Here is a 20,011-nt window from a genome sequence, read left to right as displayed (position 1 = left end):
GGCCTAGTAGGACCGAGCAGAGCCGCTGGTCGCCGTAGCAAAAGCAGTGTTGGGCACTGCACGGCGCGGCAAGAACGCCAATGCCGACCTCCCCCCGTTGATACCACTGGGAGGTCGGCATTCCGGCGTTTTTCCCTCAGCGCACCGCCCTTGAATCGGCGATGGCGATCGAGATCGCTGTAGCCTACGAGAGAGGCCGGGACTGACGAGGGGACGTCGTGAACCGAACGGATCGGCTCTACGCGCTGGTCGAGGATTTGCGGGCGGTCGCGCCGGGCCGGCGCACAGCGCGGGAAATGGCCGAGCGATACGAAGTCAGCCTACGTACCATCGAACGCGACATCTCGGCGCTACAGCAGTCGGGAGTGCCGATATACGCGGACGTAGGCCGATCCGGCGGGTACACGATCGACAAGCGGATGTCGTTGCCGCCGTTGAACTTCTCGCCGACGGAGGCGGTCGCTGTGGCGGTCGCGCTGGGCCGGATGCACGGCACCCCGTTCGCGGCAGCGGGGTCCACGGCTCTGGGCAAGATCCTGGCCGCGATGTCGGACGATTCAGCGGGTGCGGCGCGGGCATTCGGCGAAAAAGTGCGCCTGCTGGAGGCGGAGGAGCAGCCGGAACCGCCGCCCTTCGCGGAACTCGTCCGGACCGCGATCATGCAACAGCGCGTCCTCGCGATCTCGTATACCGACCACTCCGGCACCCTGACGAACAGAGCCGTCGAACCCATGAAGCTCCTGTGGGCGGACGAAGGCTGGTACCTCGTGGGCTGGTGCCGTCTCCGGCAAGAAGCCAGGACCTTTCGGCTGGACCGCATCAAGGCCGCGGAGCTTACCGACTTCGACATTCCGCCCCGCCCGCCAAAGCTGGCCAACGATCTGCCGCCGGGCATCGTCGCGCGTACCCTCGCGCTCTGAACGAGCTCGGAAACACCGACATAGGGTTGTCGGCCAGACCTCCGAAGCTGAAGAAGCGCAGGCACACCACCCGCGCCCAGCCAAGGAGATGCTTCGATGACAAATCCCCCTTTCGACACCGTCGCCTGGTTCCAGATCGGCAGCACCGATCCCGGAAGCGCCCAGCGCTTCTACGGCGGACTGTTCGGCTGGAACTTCACGACGAACCCGGCGATCGGCGACGCCTATCGCTTCGTCACCTACCCAACCACCCAGGCGCCCAGCGGCGGCATCCTCACCGTCGACGACGCCAAAGCCCAGCACGGCACGTTCGCGGTGATGGTCCGCGACGTCGAGGCGACCTGCGCCCGAGCGGACGAACTGGGCGGCAAGGTACTCTCTCCGCCTGTCACGTGGCCCAACGGCCTGGTGTTCGCCGACCTCCTCGACGCCGACGGCAACCGGTTCATGGTCTTCAGCCCACAGACAAGCTGACGGTGACAATGCGACAGGCCCTTCCGGGAGATGCCGGAAGGGCCTGCTTTGTCGATAGTTGTGCTTACTTTACGGGTGAGTCCGCGATCGTTGGTGTCAGCCGCTGGTGTAAGGGGTACGCCGGTCTGCTCAGCTTCGCCTGTTTCGTCCTTGGCTCTTACGAATGGAACTCCAGGCCACTGTTGTGCCCTCTACCAACACGGTGGCGCTAAATGCAACGCAAATTGCGATTAGTATGTCAATTCCCAACTCGCGCACTGCCCAGCGGTTCGCATCCTTGCGAAAAAGCACGAGGACCACAAGTGTTGGGATCAAATATTGGATGAAGCCATGCATCCAACGTCTAGCCATACGTCCACCATCCGTCCAATGGTGCCCCGGGACTCCAGGGTACTGAGAACAGGCCGCTGGTCTAGCCCTCGGCAAGGTCATCAACCGCTGATGCTCGCTTCCACGCAGCGACCCACGCCACCCACCTAACCGCGGCTCCCGCGCCCACTCTCCGGGGGAGGGCCTGCCGGAGGCGAATGCTTTTCACCACGCTGCGGTCGTGCGCGGCCTGCCGGAGCCGGACCGCGAGCGGGGCGGAGACAGGAGCGGCGGGCGGGAGAGGCGCGCCGCGCGGCACGCCGCAAGGCGTGCCCTTGAATCAGTAGGGAAACTCTTGGCAGCCCTTGCTCCCGCTGCATTGCTCCCGCTCTACGTACCGGGCGCCTCGGCAGCGTCCTGCCCCTTGCGGGGCCGGAGCCTTGGGTTTGGCCGGTGTTGGCCACCTTGTCAGGTGGCCAACAAGAGGCCATGGGTTCCAAATTGCGAACCATGGTGGGCCGTTTGTGAGTCGGTTTGAGCAGGAGTGATGAGGTGTTCCCGAAGATCGCCCCCCGTTCTGGGCTAGATCTTTTCCCTCATAATCGCCTGATGTACAGTGCGCCGCATGAGCCTAGGAGTTCATTTCGCGATCGATGAGCTGACGGCCGCACGTCTGCTCGCAGCCGCCGATGACGACGAAGTGGCAGCGCTCGTCGAGGAGATCGAGATGGAGATGGTCGGTGTGGACTATTGCGACTCCGACAAGGCCTGGGACGCGATCCACCGCTGCCTGACCGACGGTTCCCTCGGATACGGCAATGGCGACTATCCACTCAACGCGATGATCTTCGGCGGGAGGCAGCTGTACGAGAGCGACGACCACGTCGTCAGCCTCCTCGGCCCGCAGCAGGTCCGCGACGTCGCCGACGCCGCGGCGAGGGTCGATCGCGACAAGCTGGCCGCCGGCTACGGCCGTATCGACGTCAAGGATTACGTGCAGTACGGAGATGAGGACTTCGCCTACACGTGGTCCAACTTCGTCGAGCTCGTGGCGTTCTTTCAGCGGTCGGCGGCGGCCGGGATGCACGTCATCTTCACGGTCGGCCAGTAGCTTCGCCGACCTGCGACTCGCTGGTCCTGGGTGTGTGCCGCTGCGTTGGAGAACGGCCAGGGTGAAGGCCGCGGCTCTAGGCAACTAGGGCCTGCCCGGTCAATCAACGGTGCGGTCAGGCTGCGTTGCAGGCTGGAGGGAGGGGTTCGTGACGCGGGATGAGGCTGTCGCGTTGGTACAGCGGATCATGAACGCGGATTACGCCGATGATGGCGAGATGCATGGCTGGCTGGACTCCCTGGACGGGGCATTCGGGTGCCCCTCCAGCTGTGTGAGTGAGCGGACCCGGATCTCAGCGGGAAGAGCTGCCGCGTCATGAGCCGAGGGGGGACCGGCCTTGCCGTGCTCGCCCGCACATCGGCTGCTGATACAGAGTCCTCTGGCGCGGATCGATCGTGAAGGGATGGGAGTGCGGTGAGCGTAACGGGCGTGTGGGCCATCGCCGCCATCGACGATGCCGAAGTGCCAGTGTTGAAGGCTGGCCTGGAGGCAGCGATGGCCGAGTATTTTGGCACGGAGGCGTTCGCGCGCTACGTCGAGCTCATGGCGTGGTGGGGAGGTGGCGGGGACTCCGAAGAGTTCTTCTTTGAGCCGGTTCCAGGCTGGCCATGGCTTCAGCCGACGGCGGCCGCCGAGCGTTTCGCCAGCTTGGTTGACCTTGCGAACCCGAATTCTGATGCCTACGACGATCTGGCGTGCCGCTGCATGAGGCTGATGCCCGACGGGGGCGAGGGCGCGTTCGCTGCGACAGCGCGGAAGGCGAGCCCGGCAGCCGCTTTGCACTACGGACTCGGTGCCGCCGGTTCGGCACTCCTGCCTGGGCGGTTCGGTGAGTTCCTGCTCTCACACGCGGAGGTGCTCAGCGTCGTCGCGGGCTTCGAGCAGGCGCTGGCCTTGACGGGGCAGCATCGCAGCCGGGTGATTGAGCGCGCTCGGCGGTGGCTCGCGGAGTTCGGAGACGTGCCCGATGCCGATGTCGATGAGCTTCTGGACGGCCCGCTGCGGGTGGTGAGGCTGGCGGCGAAATCGGGGCAAGGCGTCGTTGGGGTCGTGGCGTGGTACTGACAGGAGGGCCGAGCATGGTGAGGCCTGGCGTCTGCGGTTGACCACGTTACGTGGCCGCACGTGCACCATGTGCTCAGATCGTCATCGATTACTGCGAGAGCGACACGGACGATGACCGCGATCCCGAGGAGGCACCCGACGGTGGCGGTCCGCCGGACGCGCAGGAAGCCGCCGCCGAAGGTCCGCCGTGGGGCCGGCGGCCGGACCGCAACGGGGCTGGCCTGACCCGGGCCGAACTGGCTCGGCAGATGCTGGATCAGGGCTTGCCGTTGGCCCCGCGGGTGATAGCCGAGACATTCCACGGCACGGACCAGATCAGCCGAGGTCAGATTGAGAGCGTCCGCCGCACGTTGCGCAAACTGGCTGCTGCCGGCCTCGCCTAGGTGCTGCCCGGCGGTGCCTACTCCGCCGCCGTCGGCATCGCCGATCAGGCGCCGATAGAGCCATCGGCGGCTACTACTGAAGATCAGCGTCGGGACGAGTGCTCGAACCATCAGGGACCGGAGGCGGCGGTCGCCGCGCCCGCGCCCCGGGCGCCCGCTCGTGTCGGGACCTGGACCCCTCGGGTGATCACCGGCCTGGTCGCCGAGCCAGTCGACGCCGACCGTCCGGCTGCCGTCGATGACGGGGGACCCCGGTTCGCGGCCGGCATGAATGTACTGCTGCAGCTGCTGACCACCGCTGGACGGCCGATGCGGGCTCGGGAACTGGCTCAGGCCCTGGGCCGTGAACCGACCACGTCGCAGCTGGAGTCGATCCGCCAGTCCCTGCGCGGCTGCGTCGAGCGGGGTCAGGCACTCCTGGTCGAGCCCGGCATGTGGGCGATCGCCGCACCGCTGCTGGCCGGAGGGAGGGTCGGCGGAGATCTGCGGCGCCTGCGGAGCCAGGCCGATGGTGATCCTGCCCGGATCCGGGAACTCCTTCAGGAGTTCCCGCACATCGGTCCCGTCGGCGCGGACATCTTCTGCCGCGAAGTGCAGGGAATCTGGCCCGAGGTACGGCCGGCCTTCGACCGGCGCGCCCTCAAGGGAGCGGAGATGAACCGGCTGCCGAAGGAGGTGACGCGGCTCGAAGCGCTGGTGGCGCCCAAGGACTTGCCCCGGTTGGCGGCGGCGCTGGTGCGCAGCACAGTGTGAGCCACAGCCGGCAGCACCGAAATCAGGCGGAATGCCGGGTGATGCGGCGTTACTGAGCGCCAAGGGGCGATGTTGCTGTGTTCAGCGCATGTGATCGAAGGTCCCTTTGGCCGCGGTGTCAGGGCTCCTGCGAACCCCGCCACACCAGAACCCTGACAAGCCACTTCGAGATGATGGATCTTCAATCACCAGACCGTTGAGAGGACAGCGATGGCCGCCCGCCGCTGGTTAGGCTTGGAGCGTGCACACACCGATCCGTGCGGTCCTCTTCGATCTCGACCGCACCCTGGTGGACCTTGAAGGTGCCACACGGCATGGGATCCTGGCCCATCTCGACGCGCTCGGCCTTCCCGCGGGCGACGACGAATACCTGCGTTGGAAGGAATACGAGGACGTCTACATCGGCCGCTACATGGCGGCCGAGCTCGGATTCCAGGAGCAGCGCCGCTGCCGGGCCCGCGCGATGAGCCGCATGGCAGACCTTTCCGACGCCGATGCGGACATCTGGTTCAACGGGTTCTACTCCCGCATGACCGCTGCCCTGAAGGCCTTCGCCGACGTCGAACCGACCCTCGACGCGCTTGCCGAGGTGGGGGTCACGCTGGGCATCGTCACCAACATGATCTCCGCGTACCAACTGGAGAAGCTCCATCAGTGCCACATCGACCCGGGCCGCTTCGCGTGCTTCCTGGGCCTGGAGGAGCTTCCGGCCGCGAAACCGCACCCCGACGCGTTCCTCACCGCGTGCTCGACGATAGGCGTCGAGCCCCATGAGGCGCTCTATGTCGGCGACGAGCCGATCACCGACGCGGCTGCGGCTCGTGAAGCCGGCCTGCGATCAATATGGCTGGACCGCACCGAAAGGCTCGCCACCCTCCCGGAGGACGTCCACGTTCGCCTTGACGGAGTCGAGATTTGCTCGGACCTCATGTCCATCCCCGCACGCCTTTCCGCCTAGCGCTTCCACGACGCTCCTAGGCCAACGCCTACACGAGCTCGGCGACGTCTATCCGGCGGGCGATATTTGGGGCACCAACGGAGTTGTTCTGACCGGGGGCGGCGCCATGGTGCGATGCCGCGCATCGGAGCTCGTCGTGATCGTTTCCCGACGGTCCGTCAGTGCTTTGGCGTCTGGTCGACAGCCTCGGTCGCGCGGAACGTCCGCCGGTAGGCGAGGGGTGAAATGCCGATCGCGGCGTGCAGGTGTCGGCGGAGCGAGGCCGAGGTGCCCAAACCGGTGCGGCGGGCGATCTGGTCTATGGGCAGGTCGCTGGTCTCCAGCAAGTGCCGGGCGAGTTCCACCCGCTGGTGGATCAGCCAGTCGCCGGGGGTCATCCCGACTTCCTGCCGGAAGCGGCGGCTGAGGGTCCGCACGCTCATCCGGGCGTGCCGGGCGAGCTCGGCCAGCGGCAGCGGACGGTCGAGTCGCTGGAGTGCCCAGGCCTGCGTGGCCGCGGTCGCGGCCGTCGACGGACTCGGCACCGGACGTTCGATGTACTGCGCCTGCCCGCCGTCGCGCCAGGGCGGCACGACGCAGTGGCGGGCCGCGCGGTTCGCGGCGGCGCTGCCATGGTCGCGACGGACGATGTGCAGGCACAGGTCGATGCCGGCGGCCACGCCGGCCGAGGTGAGCACATCGCCGTCGTCCACGAACAGCACATCCGCGTCCCAATCCACGCGGGGGAACAGCCGTTGGCAGTGCTCGGCCTCCTCCCAATGCGTGGTCGCGGACCGACCGTCGAGGAGGCCGGCGGCGGCGAGTAGGACGGCTGCGGTGCAGATCGACACGACGCGCGTGCCCGGCCGTAGCGTGGCGAACACGTCGGCGGGGAGGTCAGCGGGGAGGCCGATCGCGTTCTTCTCCACGGGTTCCCACGCGAACGGCAGGACGACCAGGGTGTCGGCGGTTTCGAGCGCCTCGATGCCGTGTTCCACCACGACGGCGAAATCGGCGGAGGTGGTGACCGGGCCGCCGTCGAGCGAACACGTGACCACCTCGTAGAGCTGCTCGCCCGCGGGGCCTCGGGCCGCGCCGAAGACCCGCGCGGGGATCCCGAGTTCGAAGGGATAGACGTTCTCCAGAGCGAGCACGACGACGCGGTGCATGGCCAGATCTTTGCACATGATGTCCATCAGGACACTTTCCGTCGTCCACCGGTACGAGCAGGCTGGTCGCAGTCGTACGCGCAGGGCGTGCCGTGAGGGAGGAAGCCGTTGATGCGCGCGATCAGCCAAGAGGTCCTGGGCGGTCCGGGGGTCCTTACCGTCGTCGAGCTCGACCGGCCGGCACTCGGGCCGACGGACGTCCTGGTCCGGGTGCACGCCGCCGGCGTCAACCCGACCGACTGGCTGCACCGCAAGACCGGCCTCTACTTGGGCGCGCCGCCCTTCGTCGTGGGCTGGGACGTGTCCGGCGTCGTCGAGGCCGTTGGAGAAGGCGTGACGCGCCACAAGACGGGCGATGAGGTCTTCGGCATGCTCGACTACCCGCGGGGCGCCGGCGCCTACGCCGAGTACGTGGCCGCCCCATCCCGGAACTTCGCCCGTAAGCCGGTGGGAATCGACCACGTGCAGGCGGCGGCGCTGCCGGTGGCCGCGCTCACCGCTTGGCAGGCGCTGGTGGACACGGCCGACGTCCAGCCCGGCCAGCGGGTGCTCGTCCACGCCGCGGCCGGCGGGGTGGGCCACCTCGCCGTGCAGATCGCCAAGGCGCGCGGCGCGCACGTGATCGGTACCGCCAGCGCGCCCAAACACGATTTCGTCCGCGGCCTGGGCGCCGACGAAGTGGTCGACTACACCCACACCGATTTCGCCGAGACGGTCCGGGACGTCGACGTCGTGCTCGACGCCGTCGGCGGCGACTACGGTCCACGGTCGCTGCGAACCCTGCGCCCTGGCGGCATCCTCGTCGCCATCGTCTTCTCACAGGTCGAACACATGAAGTCCGCGGCCAAAGAGCATGGCGTCCGACTGGAATACCTGACCGTCGAAGCCGACCACGCCGGCATGACGGCGATCGCGGAGCTGGTCGACAAGGGCCTCCTGCGCGCCGAGATCGACGGCGTGCTGCCGCTGGAGCAGGCCGCCGAGGCACACCGGCGCGGCGAGACCCGTCGCACGGCCGGCAAACTCGTTCTCGTCGTGACCGAATGATCAACCTGCCCCCGACCAGGGTAGTAACGCTACGGCTGCGCCGCCAGAGACTTGAACCCCGAATCCGCGGATTGAGAGAGGCTTGAACCTGCGCCCTGCTCATCATGGGCCACGGACGTGGCTGCAAGGTTGAGCAGGGGGAGGTCGTGCATGATCTGTTGTGCCGGGGTCAGATGTTCTTCGTCACGTCCGTCACTTCGGGGAGCGGCCGGGGGTAGGGCGATCCCAGGCCGAATTTGTGGGCCAGGGCGTCGGCGAAGGCGGCGGCGATGCGTATCTCGCCGTGGCTGTTGGGGTGGGTGCCGTCCCAGGTGTGGAGTTCGGGGTCGAAGCCGTCGTCGTCCTGGGCGACCACGACCGGGGAGAACGGCAGGCTCAGTTCCTCGGCGAGGGCTTCCAGCCGGGTGTTGAAGTCGTTGACGCGGGTCGCGAACTCCGCGTCCTGGGCGCCGCGCTGGGTGGGGAGGACCCGGCCGAAGACGAAGCCCAGGTTGGCCTTCTTGCGTCGGGCTTCGGCGATGTAGATCCGGACGTCCTGTTCGACCTGGAAGGCTGTTTCGCCGTACCAGGCGAAGTCGTTGATTCCCAGCAGGGTGACCACGACGTCTGGGTCGCAGTCGCTGACGTAGTTGCCGATGCCTTCCATGACGGCGGTGAAGGGTTGTCCCCACAGGGCCAGGTGGTGGGTGTCGAAGTCGGGGTCGGCGTACTGTGCGCTGTCCTCGTTCGCCTGGGCCTGGGTGAGGTCGTCGAGCCCTTGGCGCGGTCCGACGAAGTGTGGCTCGGAGACTTCGTTGGCCTTCAGGTGCTTCCACAGGCGGTAGCGCCAGGTGTAGTCACCTGTGCTGCCCTCGGTGATGGAGTCCCCGACGATCATGAATTTGGGCATGGTCCCTCCCGCGCTGCTGGTTCTCGGCGTGTGGGCTCCGCTGCTGCGTGCCCACCCATATCGGTTCTTTCTTGCCGATATGGGTCTAATGCTGCCTAGGCGCCATGATCGCCGGAAGGAGTGGACGGGCCGATCGTGTGGCTGGAACTTTCGCGAAGGACCGCGCTGGCCGGGTGAAGAATCCGGCCGGCGCGGGGGCGTCCAGACTAGGAGGCCTTCTCCAGGGTCTTGACCAGGTTCGTCACGTTTCCGTTGGAACAGTTGTTGACGTGGTCGCTGATGTAGTCACCGAGGACGGGGACCACGGCCACCTCTTGGAGGCAGACGGCGGCGGCGGTGAAGTTCCAGTTGTTCGCGGCGTTCACGCCTCCGCCGAAGTTGCTGTCGTTGTCCGCCTGCGCGGGGGAGGCGGCCGCGAGTCCGGCGAGCGTCGACAGGACCCCGAGCGTCAAGATCGTTCTCATGTCCCGGTCAACGATTCCCCGGTGCGAGGGTCACGAAGGGTCCTGCGATGGACTCACTCGGTTGGGCGAACCTGCCCGACTCCGCAAAAGCGCCGCCGCTGGGCCCCAGCCTCGCCCGTCACAGGGCGAAGTCGCCTTCTTCGGAACGGGTCGCCATCATCAGGCTGGGGGCGATGCCGGCGGGTGGGAAGGTGACGTCAACCAGCCGGCGCGAAATCCGCTCCGCGTCTCATGCAACCAATCCCGGCCGGATCTTGTCAGTAGCGGCGTGACTTTCACCGCTGCGTTCGCAAGACGGGATCCCCATGGCTGAACACCAACCCGACCGGGACTTCGTCGAGTTCGTCTCCGGGCGCGTCCTGTGGCTCCGCCGGATCGCGTTCCTGCTGTGCCAGGACTGGCACCACGCAGACGATCTGGCGCAGACCGCGCTGACGAAGCTGTACGCGGTCTGGCCCAAGGCCCGTTCCGCGGACAACCTCGACGCCTACCTGCGCACAATCCTCGTCAACACGTACATCAACGAGACCCGGCGTCCCTTCTGGAGGCGGCTTGTCACTGCCGACACCGGGATCTTGCACGACCTGCCCGATCGCGTGCACGACAGCGATACGGAGCTGGACCTGCGCGCGGCCCTCGCCGAGCTGCCGGCCCGGCAGCGCGCGGCGGTCGTCCTGCGGTACTACTGCGACCTGTCGGTCGAGCAGACCGCCGTCGAGCTGAACTGCTCCCCGGGCACGGTGAAGAGCCAGACGGCACGCGGTCTGGCCACGCTGCGTCGCATCCTTCAGGCTCAGCCATCCCTGTGACCTGCACAAGACTCAGAGAAGACACGGAATCCACCATGACAGGCATGCCCGAAGATCCCGGCTCCCGGCTGGCGGCCCTGACCGAATCGCCGGCCCCGGACACCACCATCGACCTGTACAAGGCCTGCAACGACGGCTACCGCCTGCGGCTGCGCAAGCGCCGCACCAACAGGGTCCTGACCGGCACCGCCGCGGTAGGGGTGCTCGGCGTCGCAGCCACCGTGCTGACGATCACCCACTCCAGCGCCGGGCACGCCGCCGGGCAACAGACCGCGCCTGGCGCACAGACGGCTCCCGCAGCCACGACCAGTGCACCGCACAGCCCGTCGACCGGCTCCTCTACCCCGAGCCCCGGTCTGGCGCGAACCGGGGTGCGCGTGCCAGCTCGCTTCGGCTGGCTTCCTCAGGGAATGGCGTACATCAGCGAAGGCCCGTCCGCCGGTACCTCCGCGTACTCGGCCGCCGCCGGCACATCCACCGGCAAGGCGGCGGGACAACCCAGGGTGTTCCTCACCGTCGGCGATGCTGCACCACCGGACACGTCTTCCAAGATCCCCGTGCAGGGAATCGGCACGACCGCCTGCTGGACGACGACCGATGGCCAGACCCCCGTTCCCGGTAAGGCAGATCTGGTGTGGCAGGACCCCTCGGGTAAGTGGCTCACCCTGAGCGGCGACTACCTGGACGCCGCCACCGCAGCCGCAACACTGGAGCACGTCGCCCGCACGGTCACGGTAGGCCAGGTACCCCTGCCGCTGCCGATCCAGATCAAGGGTCTGACATCCGCTGCGCTCAACCTCAACCAAGCCGTGTTCAACCATCCGGCTGCTGGCCGCACCGGTACATCGGACCTGAACATCGGCCTGAACACTGCGACCAACGGCCCGAACGTCTTCGTCAAGCCAGCCGGAACGGTCCAAGGCCCCTGGACCTGGGGCGCGTCGGTGTGCAAGGACTCCAACGGCTGGAACATCTGCGTCGTGGCCGAGGCCCGGGCCGCCGCCGAACTGCCCGGCGGTATCAGTGGCCTGCTCGCCCACATCCAAGGGCTCGGCACCGATCCCGCCGGCTGGAGCGCCGATCTGTTCGCGAACTGAGCGATCAGCTGGTCACCGCTGCGCATGCCGGAAGTCTCCCGGGGCGAGGCCGGTCTGTCGGGCGAAGAACTTGCCGAAATTGGTGGCCTCGGTGAAGCCGAGGGCGTGAGCGATCGCGGATACCGGTTGATCGGTGTGAGCGAGAAGTCGTTGGGCTTCAAGGCTTACGCGCGCGTCGATGAGTTGTTTGGCGGTACGGCCGGTGGCGGCTTGGCAGGCGCGTGTCAGGGTTCGTGGTGCGTAACCCAGGCGTACGGCGTAGGTCTCGACGGATCGCGTGGTGGCGAAAGAGCGTTCAAGTTCGCGACGAAAGGCGAGGTACACGTCGGCGGTGGTCGCGTGCACGTCGTGGTCCCCGTCCGGATCCGACAAAGCCGCCATGCGTAGCAGGAGTGCGCCGAGGAGTTGGCGGAGCAGCGCGCCGGTGAGGTCGAGGCCGGGGCCGGGGCCGGCCACGCGCGCGGCCGGAGTGCCGTGCCAACTCCGGTACACCGCGACAAGCTCCTGCACAGCACGATCGAACGCACCGAAGGTGTCCGGCGGCAGCGACCACGCGACCGGGCCGAACCCGTCGAGCACCGGGCCCGCCGCCGGCAGTGGTGGCGGGAAGCCGGGGGTGAACAGCAGCAAGACCGCGTCGAGGTCCGCCGGTTGGCCGGCCGCGCCGTAGGGCAACCTCTGGACCTGGCCGGGCCGCAGATGCAGCAGGGTGCCTCGCGTGCACTCGTAGTCGACGAAATCGACCATCGCGGTGCCCTCGCCGCCGCGCACCAGGATGATCTGGTGGAAGTCCAGACGGCTCGGGCGACGCGCGACTTCGCTCTTCAACCGGGTCCTCAGCTCGTCGAACGTCAGGACCTCGACGCCGGCGTGCGGGCTGTCCGGGTTGTCGAAGGCGATGTCGATGATCACGTTGTCCATTTTCGACCATCGCGGGACCGAACTCCACCTCGTCTCCCATGCAGGGTCGAGGGCATCGTGGAGTCAGCACCAGAACCGCTCCGAAAGTAAGGATTCTTACACTATGTTCACTTCCGTCACCGACCCTGCCAAGCTCCCGATCCTGTTCCAGGACGCTCTGAACGCCGGCGCCGTCGAGGACGTCCTGGCACTGTTCGCGCCCGGGGCGGGCATGCGCACCGTGGCTGGCGAGTTCATCTCCGGCGACGACGCGTTGCGCGCAGAGATCAGCGGGACTGTCGCCGCCGGCGGCAAACTGACCAACGTCCAACGTCACACGCTGCTCGGCGCGGACACCGCCCTCCTGGTCACCGATTGGACCATGGAAATCGACGGCCCCGAAGGCGAGCGGATCACCGCCACCGGCACCACCGCCAATATCGCCCGGCAGGACGCCGGCGGCGATTGGCGGTTCACCATGCTCAACCCGCTCGGCACCGCCTGAGGTGAGTCAGGGCCTCGCACATAGCCACCACCGCCCGGGACGTCCTGCTCCGGCAAGGCGTCCCGGCCCGCAACCGCATCGGCGGGGTCCCTGCTGCACCAGCGGGATGACAGAGCTCGTACCGTGTTGGACCGGCCGCCGGGTAGGCGTCAGAAGGACTGGGGCTGCCGGTGGCCGTCGGTCACGGCAGCCTGCAGGACAGCAGCGGCGGAACGTGGAGCACCGATGTCGTGGCGGCGCTGCGGCCAGCGACGAAGCTGTCCATGGCAGTGGCCGACACAACCCAGCTGCCGGTACTGCTCGACCACGCCATCGCCGCCGCCACTATCGAGTTTGAACTTCCCCACGCGGCAACCCTTTTCTATAGTCCATCCGTGCGGATTCTTGGTTCAATCCGGCTGTAGGACTCATCTCACAGTCGACAGGACAGGGATTCAAGCAGCCACGCCGCAAACAAGTGGTTTACACACCGGTTAGCCATACGGCGCTCGGCGGCCGTCCGACATAGACCACGACGCCGATGTTCGATTCCCTCCGTCCGGGTGGTAACGGCGTCGCGGCGGTCTCCGCGAGGAAGTAAGGCCTGAGGGAATGGAAGGCCAGCGGGTCGGCGCTCGCCGTGCCCGGTCCGCGATTTCGAAACCACGTCCGAGCGCTCCGAGTCCAAGGTTTGATTGGTGACGATCGACAGCCACGCCCGGCCCGGCAGCACAGGTCTGCCCGGCCGGGCGTGGGCTGCGCTCGTGGACAGGACCGCTCGGATGAGGGATTGTGTCTGTGCGCCTGCCCGGGGCCACCGGACAACCAGGTCGCATGCTCGACGCAGCCGGGCCCAGCATGCTGGGGTCGGTCTCAGGAGACGGTCCAACAGGAGGACATCAGCAGCAGCCGGCGCTGGCCGTCCTCGAACCGGGCGTGTGTCGCGCTGCTGGACCGAGCTGGCGGCTCCGGCTGGTCGAGATGAACCTCCGGTCGGCATCTAACACAGCTTCCGGCCGGAGGCGGCGGCCGGTCAGCGCTCCGGTGCGGCGACCAGCTGCTTCCGGTCGGCGCGGCTCAGAATCACGCCGATCAGCGTCATCGCAGCGAAGGCGAGTGCCTCGCCGGCCAAGACCGGGATGACGACGGTGTGGCAGAACCACGGGAGCACCGCCACGACCGCTCCGGCGAACACCGCCGGCTGCTCGCGAACTCGAATAAGGGCGATGAGACTCACGACGGCCATGACAACGACGGGCCACGGCCCGTAGTCGCTGGGACCGTAACCGGGAAGGCTGACATCCATGTTCAGCCTCCAGGCCCCGAGCGGCAGCGCCATCGCGACCGCAGTCGCCAGCATCGTGCCTCTGGCGCCGGCGCTGTTCGGCCGCAGGTCTGGAGGCGCGCAAAGCAGCAACACCGCAGTCACGGCGAGGAAGTCGGCGCGTGGATTGAACCAGTGCGGCGATGGGCCGGTGAACTCTAAGGTGACGGCGAGCACCGTGCCGGCCAGGACCGTCAGGGGCGTCGCCCACCTCCACAAACCCGCCGCGGCGAGACCCAAGCCGAGCAGAAGCAACAGGTTGAGCGCCATGGCGACAGGTGGAATGGACAGGCGGGTGCTGCCGTAGACCTTTGGTTCCAGCAGTGCGTACGCAGCCGAAGCCCCGGCGCCTGCCACCAGCCAGGCTGCGGCAGACCCCAGCGCCCGGCCGGGGCTGTAGGCAGAGGTGATCCTCAGCCGGGTCCGGACTGCGTGCGCTGCGAGGTCGAGGTCCTCGCGGAGGCGGGCCAGGCGCCCGTCGGCTGCCAGGCGCGCATCACAGTGCAAGGACATGATCTCCTCGCCATGGAGGTCCCGATACCCGGCCGGATACAGCCGCAACAGGTGATGCGTGGCTCGCCGTGAAGTCCTTACGCGGTGGCGTTCGGTGTCGGGCGACCGTTTCGGCAGCGAGTCCTGCGGGCTCACGCGGTCACTTCCTTCCAGCGAGGAGCGGCGGTGATGTGCAGACGGCGTTCGGCTTCCGCGGCGGCGGCGCGCAGCCGCTGGGCCTCCGCGGTCAGCACTGTCCGGCCCTGATGCGTGAGACGGTATGTCCGACGCTGGCGACCAGCCACGACCTGTTCGCTGTCAACCTCGATGAGGCCCTCCTGAACCAGGCGTTCCAATGCGGTGTAGAGGGTTCCGGTGCGCAGCCGGACCCGGCCTTCGGAAATCGCCAGGACTTCCTGCACGATCGCGTAGCCGTGCCGGGGCTGGTCGGCGAGCGCTGTCAGCAACAGCAGGGTCGGTTCCTGCAATGCGCGCTGTGTCATGGCGGAACCATAGGTAGACCATCGACCTATGCGCAAGCCCTTCACCGGCTCCGGTTCCGGCAGGCGGCGATTGTGAGACGGCGTAAGAAGTGCTCGATCGCCGGTCCTGTGGATCGCTGCGGTCGGGTTTCTAGGCATTGGACCTGCGGCGCCAACCCTCATTTGAGGGCTCTGCGATGGCCGATGTCAGAGCATTGATCTTCTCAGATCCCGTAGTGCCAGGTGGTGAGCATGAACGCGCCGAACCAGCAGCCGAACAACGTGGCGGGGATCAGTGTCATCGCAACGGTGCGGTTGTCGGCCCGGGCCAGGCTGCGTGCGGGCGGCAGCAGGAAGATCAGGGCCAGGATGAGCAGGCGCAGTTTGCACTGGAAGTAGTTGGACTGCCCGAGGGTCAGAATCAGGATGCCGGTGCCGTAGGCCAGCAGTGGCGGCCAGGTCTGCCGGCCGAAAGCCGCGATGGCGATGACGATCAGTACGACGGTCACGACGGCGGTGCAGACCGCCATGAACTCGTTGCTGAGGGCCAGGGTGTCGTACAGGTCGGTCAGGAACTGCCGGCCGTAGTCCCATTTGGTGCCCCAGCCCGCGTTCTGGATGGTGAACCAGCCGTTGAGGTGTCCGGAGCGCAGCCCGACCCAGCCGATGAACAGCGGCACCCCGGTACAGCCCAAGGCGAGGCCCACAACGGCGCGTCCGGGCAGGTGGCGGTGCCGGCGGGCATGGAGCACAACGGCGACGGCCATCGCCAGGACCACCGCGGTGCCGGCCGGGCGCGTCAGTCCGGCCAGCGCGGTCAGCGCGCCGGCGCTCAGCCAGGCCTGTTTGTGTAGGGCCAGCAGTGCCCCAGCTGTCAAGGCCAGGAACAGCGACTCGCTGTAGGCCATGGAGAAGACCAGCGACATCGGCTGGGCGCCGGCCAGCAGCACGATGGCGATGGTGGCGGTGCGCCGGTCGTACAGCCGGCTCAGCAACACATGCATCACGACAAGCGCGGCGAACAGCGATAGTTGGGCGGCCAGGATGCCGCTGACCGCCCAGCTGAGTCCGGATGCCGCGTGGACGATCCGGATCAGTTCCGGGAACAGTGGGAAGAACGCCAGGTTGCTGCCGTCGGCCAGGCCGTCCATGCCGTGGGGGTAGCCGTGCTCGGCGATCTGGACGAAGCGCCGGCCGTCCCAGGCGGTGAGCCGGTCGGTCAGGCTCGGCCCGCCGGGACGGATCATCGCCGACAGGATCAGCAGGTGCAGCGTGGTCGTCGCGGCGTAGACGGCGGCCGCCGGTCCGGCGCCGGCGCGGGCGCGGGCGCGCACGGCCTGGGCGCGGATGCCGGTGGGAGCGCCAGCCGGTATTCGGGACCGGGGTTCGGCCCTGGCCGGTGCCGGTGCGTCCTGCGTGATATCGGTCACCATCTGCGTCGGCAGCATGATCACTCCTTCTGCTCCGGTGGTGGGACACGGAGCAGAATCGGCGAAGTGCGCTGAACAGACCCTGAAGTTCCTGAAGATCGTTTCAGAATGGATCGCCGGGAATCCGTGCGATCCTTGATCGATGGATGTGCTGGTGGTCGAGGACGACCCGGACGTGGCCACGGCCGTGCGCCGGGGCCTGGAGTCGGAGGGCTGGACAGTCGACGTGGCCGGCGACGGCGCCACCGGCCTGCGGCTGGCCCGCCGCCACGACTACCAGGCGATCATCTTGGACATCATGCTCCCGGCCCTGAACGGCTACCGGGTCTGCGCCGAGCTGCGTCAGGCGGGCGTGCGGACGCCGATCCTGATGCTGACCGCCAAGGACGGGGAGTGGGACGAGGCCGAGGCGCTGGACACCGGCGCCGATGACTACCTGCGCAAGCCCTTCGCCTACGTGGTGCTGCTGGCCCGGCTGCGCGCGCTGATCCGCCGCGGCGGCGGGGCCGAGGGCGGGCTGTTGCGTGTCGGGGACCTGTGGATCGACCCGGCCGCCCGGCGGGCCGGCCGCGGCGAGCAGCCGGTGGAGCTCACCGCCCGCGAATTCGACGTCCTGCTGTGCCTGGCCCGCTACGCCGGCCAGGCCCTGACCCGCCGAGCCGTCGTGGAGGAGGTCTGGGACCTGGCCTACACCGGCGAGCCGACCATCGTCGAGGTCTACATCAGTGCACTGCGTCGCAAGATCGACGCCCCGTTCGGGCGGCACAGCCTGCAAACCGTGCGCGGCATCGGATACCGGCTGACCGACGACGCCGATGCGTAGGCCGGCGACCCGGGCCCGCACCGCACTCGCCGCCGGGATCGCGGCCTTGGTGCTACTCGGCATCGGCGCACTGTTTCTGCGCCAGCACGTCTACGACTCCCGCCTGGCCGCCGGGCGCACCACCGCGCAGTTCCAGGCCCGCACCATCGCCAGCCGGCTCACCGCGCCGCACGGCCTGGACAAGATCCACGACGACACCGCCGGCCTGCCGTCGGTGGTGCTGAACCCCTCAGGCGGCGTCGTGCGCCTCGGTGACCCGCTTGCGGACCAGCGGCCCGCTGTGGTGGGCCTTCCCTGGCCCGATCACGTCGACTGGGTGGACTGGAGCGGGTCCGGGACGGTCCACGTGACCCCCGCCGCCAAAGACCCGGCCTATGCCGGGCGGAGCTTCGCCGCCGTCGGCGCCGCCGCCTACGTGACCGGATCTCAAGGCCCGGGTGAACCGGAGGGCGTCTACACCGTCTATGTCCTGGTCACCCCGTTCGATGCACAGGCCGCCCGCGCCGCAGTCGACCCGGCACTGTGGTTCGGCGTTCCCACCGCCGCACTGCTGGTCGGCGCCATCGCCTGGGCCGCCACCAGCCGCGCGCTGCGCCCGGTGGAGGCGATCCGAGCCCAGATGGCCGAGATCAGCGAACACCACCTGGACCGCCGCGTCCCGGTCCCACCCGCCCGGGACGAGATATCCCGCATGGCCCTCACCACCAACGCCACCCTGGACCGGCTCCAGCACTCCGCCGAACAACAGCGCCGCTTCGTCGCCGACGCCGCCCACGAACTGCGCAGCCCGATCGCCGCGCTGCGCACCAACCTCGAAGTCTCGCTGGCCCACCCCGAACACACCGACTGGCCGGCCACGACCGACCAGGCCCTGACCGCCGTCCGCCGCCTGCAAACCCTCGCCGAGGATCTGCTCTACCTGGCCCGCCCCGGCGACCAGCCCCGCCGCACTGAACTGGTCGACCCCGCCGAGCTGGCCCACGACCTGCTCACCGAATACCGCCACACCCACACCAGCGGCCCGCACTACACACTCGACATCCACTCGACCGGCCAGGTACGCGGCAACCGCAGTGAACTGAACCGCTTGCTGCGCAACCTGCTCGACAACGCCACCCGTCATGCGGCCGGCCGCGTCGACGTCACCATCGCCGCAGACAACGGCCAAGTCCTGATCACCATCGACAACGACGGCTCCGACATCCCCACCGCCGACCGCGAGCGAATCTTCGAACGCTTCACCCGGCTCGACGAATCCCGCAGCCGCGACGCCGGCGGCACCGGCCTGGGCCTATCACTCGCCCGCGCGATCGCCGAACACCACGGCGGCACCCTGACCCTCGCACCCACAGGACCGACCTTCATCATCCGGCTCCCGGCCTCGCCAGCCACCCATTTCAGGAACAGGGCGGACACCCACTCGCCAAAACGCTGAGCAGCGTCAACAGCGGCCACGGCAGCCTGCGCTGCGACAGGCCGTTGGCCGACAGGACTGAATCGCACTGGCTTCCATCCACGCCTATCCGTGTGTCGGCCGCGGCCGACGGCGGCTCGGGTTCCGCGAACCCGATGGTGTCCACGGGCTCTGTTATCAGGCCCGTCATCGGTGCCACTTTCGAGATCAAGTTACGCCGTTCAATACAGTCCCCGGCGATACCGAGACCGCGCTCCAGCCCTTCGTCCGAGGCACCACCGGCTTGTGCGCTCGATTGGGCGGGCAAGCCGGTGGTGGAGCGTTGCGCGTTGCCGGGGTAGGCGATGCAACCTGCGCAGTTGGCCGACTTCAGCGCTGGGCGGATCGGCTCAGTTGTAGGTGACCACGTTGCTGGGCCCGGGTGCGGTTGAGCTGACGGCTGCGCCGGTTCCGTTGATCACTGATTGGATGCCTCCGTAGTTGTTGAGCCATACGGTCAGGAGGTCGTGGAATGCGACGCCGGAGGTGGTCGGGGCTTGGATGGCCATCGCGCTCTGGATTGGCGGTCCTGCGGTGAAGTTGGAGTAGATGCCCATGCCGTAGCCCTGGAACGTGGTGACGCTGTTGGGGATGTAGAACGCGGGGTAGCCGTTCTGGCTGGGGGTGGCCATCCAGGCCGGCTGGCTCGGCACGTCGTAGGGGTTTTCGTTCTGGAAGAAGATGACGGTGCCGCCTTGGCCGTTCCAGACGGTCTCGTATTGCTGGTAGTGCTCGACGGCCAGGCCGTAGGCGGTGACGTTGTTGCCGTTGACGGTCAGGCCGGTGGCGGCGGTGTCGGTGGTCCAGGAGCCGCTGCCGGCGCCGTGGTCGGCGCGCCAGGACCAGATGTTGTCCAGGATCGAGTTGTTGCTGTTGTCGATGAAGGCGTCGGTGACCGATCCGGCGGTGGCGCCGCCGATGCGGAAGAAGACGTCGTCGATGGTGACCGGGTCGCTGGCGTGGCTGGTGGTGGAGCCTTGGGTGCCGATGGTCAGCAGGGTCGGGGAGGTGGCGGGTCCGGCGTCGAAGATCAGCCCGGAGACGTTGACGCCGTTGACGTCGGCGACGTTCATCGTGGTCTGGCCGGCGGCGGGGACCAGCGTCGCGAACCCGAGACCGACGATCTTGGTGTCGGCCCTGGTGACGTTGATGGTTTGGTTGTAGCTGTAGACGCCGGGGGTGAACAGCAGGTTGTC

Annotated in this window: 21 protein-coding genes and 1 pseudogene; 14 read left to right on the top strand and 8 right to left on the bottom strand. The window is 67.9% G+C overall.

The features are described from left to right. Positions 1-218: 218 nt before the first annotated feature. The 7 genes from ABH935_RS33335 to ABH935_RS33305 all read left to right on the top strand — a co-directional run bounded on the left by ABH935_RS33335 (position 219) and on the right by ABH935_RS33305 (position 5,973). Positions 219-920, top strand: coding sequence for a helix-turn-helix transcriptional regulator (locus ABH935_RS33335; RefSeq protein WP_370381928.1), 702 nt, complete (start codon positions 219-221; stop codon positions 918-920). A gap of 96 nt (positions 921-1,016) precedes the next feature. Next, the gene (locus ABH935_RS33330) at positions 1,017-1,394 is read left to right on the top strand and encodes a VOC family protein (RefSeq protein WP_370381927.1); all 378 of its coding nucleotides are present in this window, start codon (positions 1,017-1,019) and stop codon (positions 1,392-1,394) included. Positions 1,395-2,328: 934 nt separating this feature from the next. After that, positions 2,329-2,814: a YfbM family protein gene (locus ABH935_RS33325; RefSeq protein ID WP_370381926.1), complete on the top strand. Its 486-nt coding sequence runs from the start codon at positions 2,329-2,331 to the stop codon at positions 2,812-2,814. Between the two features lie 429 nt (positions 2,815-3,243). Further along, positions 3,244-3,879, top strand: a complete 636-nt coding sequence (locus ABH935_RS33320; RefSeq protein ID WP_370381925.1) for a hypothetical protein — start codon at positions 3,244-3,246, stop codon at positions 3,877-3,879. A gap of 50 nt (positions 3,880-3,929) precedes the next feature. Then, positions 3,930-4,262 carry a hypothetical protein gene (locus ABH935_RS33315; RefSeq protein WP_370381924.1) on the top strand — a complete coding sequence of 111 codons (333 nt, stop codon included), beginning with the start codon at positions 3,930-3,932 and terminating at the stop codon, positions 4,260-4,262. After that, positions 4,263-5,015 carry a hypothetical protein gene (locus ABH935_RS33310; RefSeq protein WP_370381923.1) on the top strand — a complete coding sequence of 251 codons (753 nt, stop codon included), beginning with the start codon at positions 4,263-4,265 and terminating at the stop codon, positions 5,013-5,015. A 241-nt stretch (positions 5,016-5,256) separates the two neighbouring features. Further along, complete coding sequence (locus tag ABH935_RS33305; RefSeq protein ID WP_370381922.1) at positions 5,257-5,973, top strand: HAD family hydrolase; 717 nt, start codon at positions 5,257-5,259, stop codon at positions 5,971-5,973. 158 nt (positions 5,974-6,131) lie between these two features. On the opposite strand, the gene ABH935_RS33300 is transcribed toward ABH935_RS33305, so the two are convergent. Further along, entirely contained in the window at positions 6,132-7,148 is a 1,017-nt protein-coding gene (locus ABH935_RS33300; RefSeq protein WP_370381921.1) for a GlxA family transcriptional regulator, read from the bottom strand. A gap of 84 nt (positions 7,149-7,232) precedes the next feature. Here ABH935_RS33300 and ABH935_RS33295 point away from each other — a divergent pair, with 84 nt between their 5' ends. Then, on the top strand, positions 7,233-8,168 hold the full coding sequence (locus ABH935_RS33295) for an NADP-dependent oxidoreductase (RefSeq protein ID WP_370381920.1): 936 nt from the start codon (positions 7,233-7,235) through the stop codon (positions 8,166-8,168). Between the two features lie 169 nt (positions 8,169-8,337). On the opposite strand, the gene ABH935_RS33290 is transcribed toward ABH935_RS33295, so the two are convergent. Both ABH935_RS33290 and ABH935_RS33285 read right to left on the bottom strand, forming a co-directional pair. Beyond that, positions 8,338-9,057 carry a GDSL-type esterase/lipase family protein gene (locus ABH935_RS33290; RefSeq protein WP_370381919.1) on the bottom strand — a complete coding sequence of 240 codons (720 nt, stop codon included), beginning with the start codon at positions 9,055-9,057 and terminating at the stop codon, positions 8,338-8,340. Positions 9,058-9,263: 206 nt separating this feature from the next. Then, positions 9,264-9,521, bottom strand: a complete 258-nt coding sequence (locus ABH935_RS33285) for a hypothetical protein (protein WP_370381918.1) — start codon at positions 9,519-9,521, stop codon at positions 9,264-9,266. A gap of 305 nt (positions 9,522-9,826) precedes the next feature. Between ABH935_RS33285 and ABH935_RS33280 the strand changes: the two genes are divergently transcribed. After that, positions 9,827-10,330: a SigE family RNA polymerase sigma factor gene (locus tag ABH935_RS33280; protein WP_370381917.1), complete on the top strand. Its 504-nt coding sequence runs from the start codon at positions 9,827-9,829 to the stop codon at positions 10,328-10,330. A 44-nt stretch (positions 10,331-10,374) separates the two neighbouring features. After that, a complete protein-coding gene (locus tag ABH935_RS33275) occupies positions 10,375-11,427 on the top strand; it encodes a hypothetical protein (RefSeq protein ID WP_370381916.1) in 1,053 nt (350 codons plus the stop codon). Between the two features lie 12 nt (positions 11,428-11,439). Here the strand turns inward: ABH935_RS33275 and ABH935_RS33270 are convergent, their stop codons facing one another. After that, positions 11,440-12,339 carry a helix-turn-helix domain-containing protein gene (locus tag ABH935_RS33270; protein ID WP_370381915.1) on the bottom strand — a complete coding sequence of 300 codons (900 nt, stop codon included), beginning with the start codon at positions 12,337-12,339 and terminating at the stop codon, positions 11,440-11,442. Positions 12,340-12,451: 112 nt separating this feature from the next. Between ABH935_RS33270 and ABH935_RS33265 the strand changes: the two genes are divergently transcribed. Beyond that, entirely contained in the window at positions 12,452-12,832 is a 381-nt protein-coding gene (locus ABH935_RS33265) for a nuclear transport factor 2 family protein (protein WP_370381914.1), read from the top strand. A gap of 170 nt (positions 12,833-13,002) precedes the next feature. Further along, entirely contained in the window at positions 13,003-13,236 is a 234-nt protein-coding gene (locus ABH935_RS33260; protein ID WP_370381913.1) for a hypothetical protein, read from the top strand. Between the two features lie 608 nt (positions 13,237-13,844). On the opposite strand, the gene ABH935_RS33255 is transcribed toward ABH935_RS33260, so the two are convergent. The 3 genes from ABH935_RS33255 to ABH935_RS33245 all read right to left on the bottom strand — a co-directional run bounded on the left by ABH935_RS33255 (position 13,845) and on the right by ABH935_RS33245 (position 16,557). Further along, complete coding sequence (locus tag ABH935_RS33255; RefSeq protein ID WP_370381912.1) at positions 13,845-14,783, bottom strand: hypothetical protein; 939 nt, start codon at positions 14,781-14,783, stop codon at positions 13,845-13,847. Continuing rightward, positions 14,780-15,130: a PadR family transcriptional regulator gene (locus ABH935_RS33250; RefSeq protein WP_370381911.1), complete on the bottom strand. Its 351-nt coding sequence runs from the start codon at positions 15,128-15,130 to the stop codon at positions 14,780-14,782. The genes ABH935_RS33255 and ABH935_RS33250 overlap by 4 nt, the downstream gene beginning before the upstream one ends. Before the next feature lie 203 nt (positions 15,131-15,333). After that, positions 15,334-16,557, bottom strand: coding sequence for a mannosyltransferase family protein (locus tag ABH935_RS33245; protein ID WP_370381910.1), 1,224 nt, complete (start codon positions 16,555-16,557; stop codon positions 15,334-15,336). Positions 16,558-16,681: 124 nt separating this feature from the next. Between ABH935_RS33245 and ABH935_RS33240 the strand changes: the two genes are divergently transcribed. Beyond that, positions 16,682-17,362 (top strand): response regulator transcription factor, encoded by a 681-nt coding sequence (locus ABH935_RS33240; protein WP_370381909.1) that lies wholly within the window; start codon positions 16,682-16,684, stop codon positions 17,360-17,362. After that, a complete protein-coding gene (locus ABH935_RS33235; protein ID WP_370381908.1) occupies positions 17,355-18,797 on the top strand; it encodes a sensor histidine kinase in 1,443 nt (480 codons plus the stop codon). The genes ABH935_RS33240 and ABH935_RS33235 overlap by 8 nt, the downstream gene beginning before the upstream one ends. Before the next feature lie 368 nt (positions 18,798-19,165). On the opposite strand, the pseudogene ABH935_RS33230 reads toward ABH935_RS33235, so the two are convergent. Continuing rightward, positions 19,166-20,011 (bottom strand): annotated as a pseudogene (locus ABH935_RS33230) (hypothetical protein); the annotation flags it as partial.

The organism is Catenulispora sp. GAS73, assembly GCF_041262085.1.
GTDB lineage: Bacteria > Actinomycetota > Actinomycetes > Streptomycetales > Catenulisporaceae > Catenulispora.
Note: the sequence above shows the minus strand (reverse complement) of the source record. Positions and strands in the feature narration are given on the sequence as shown.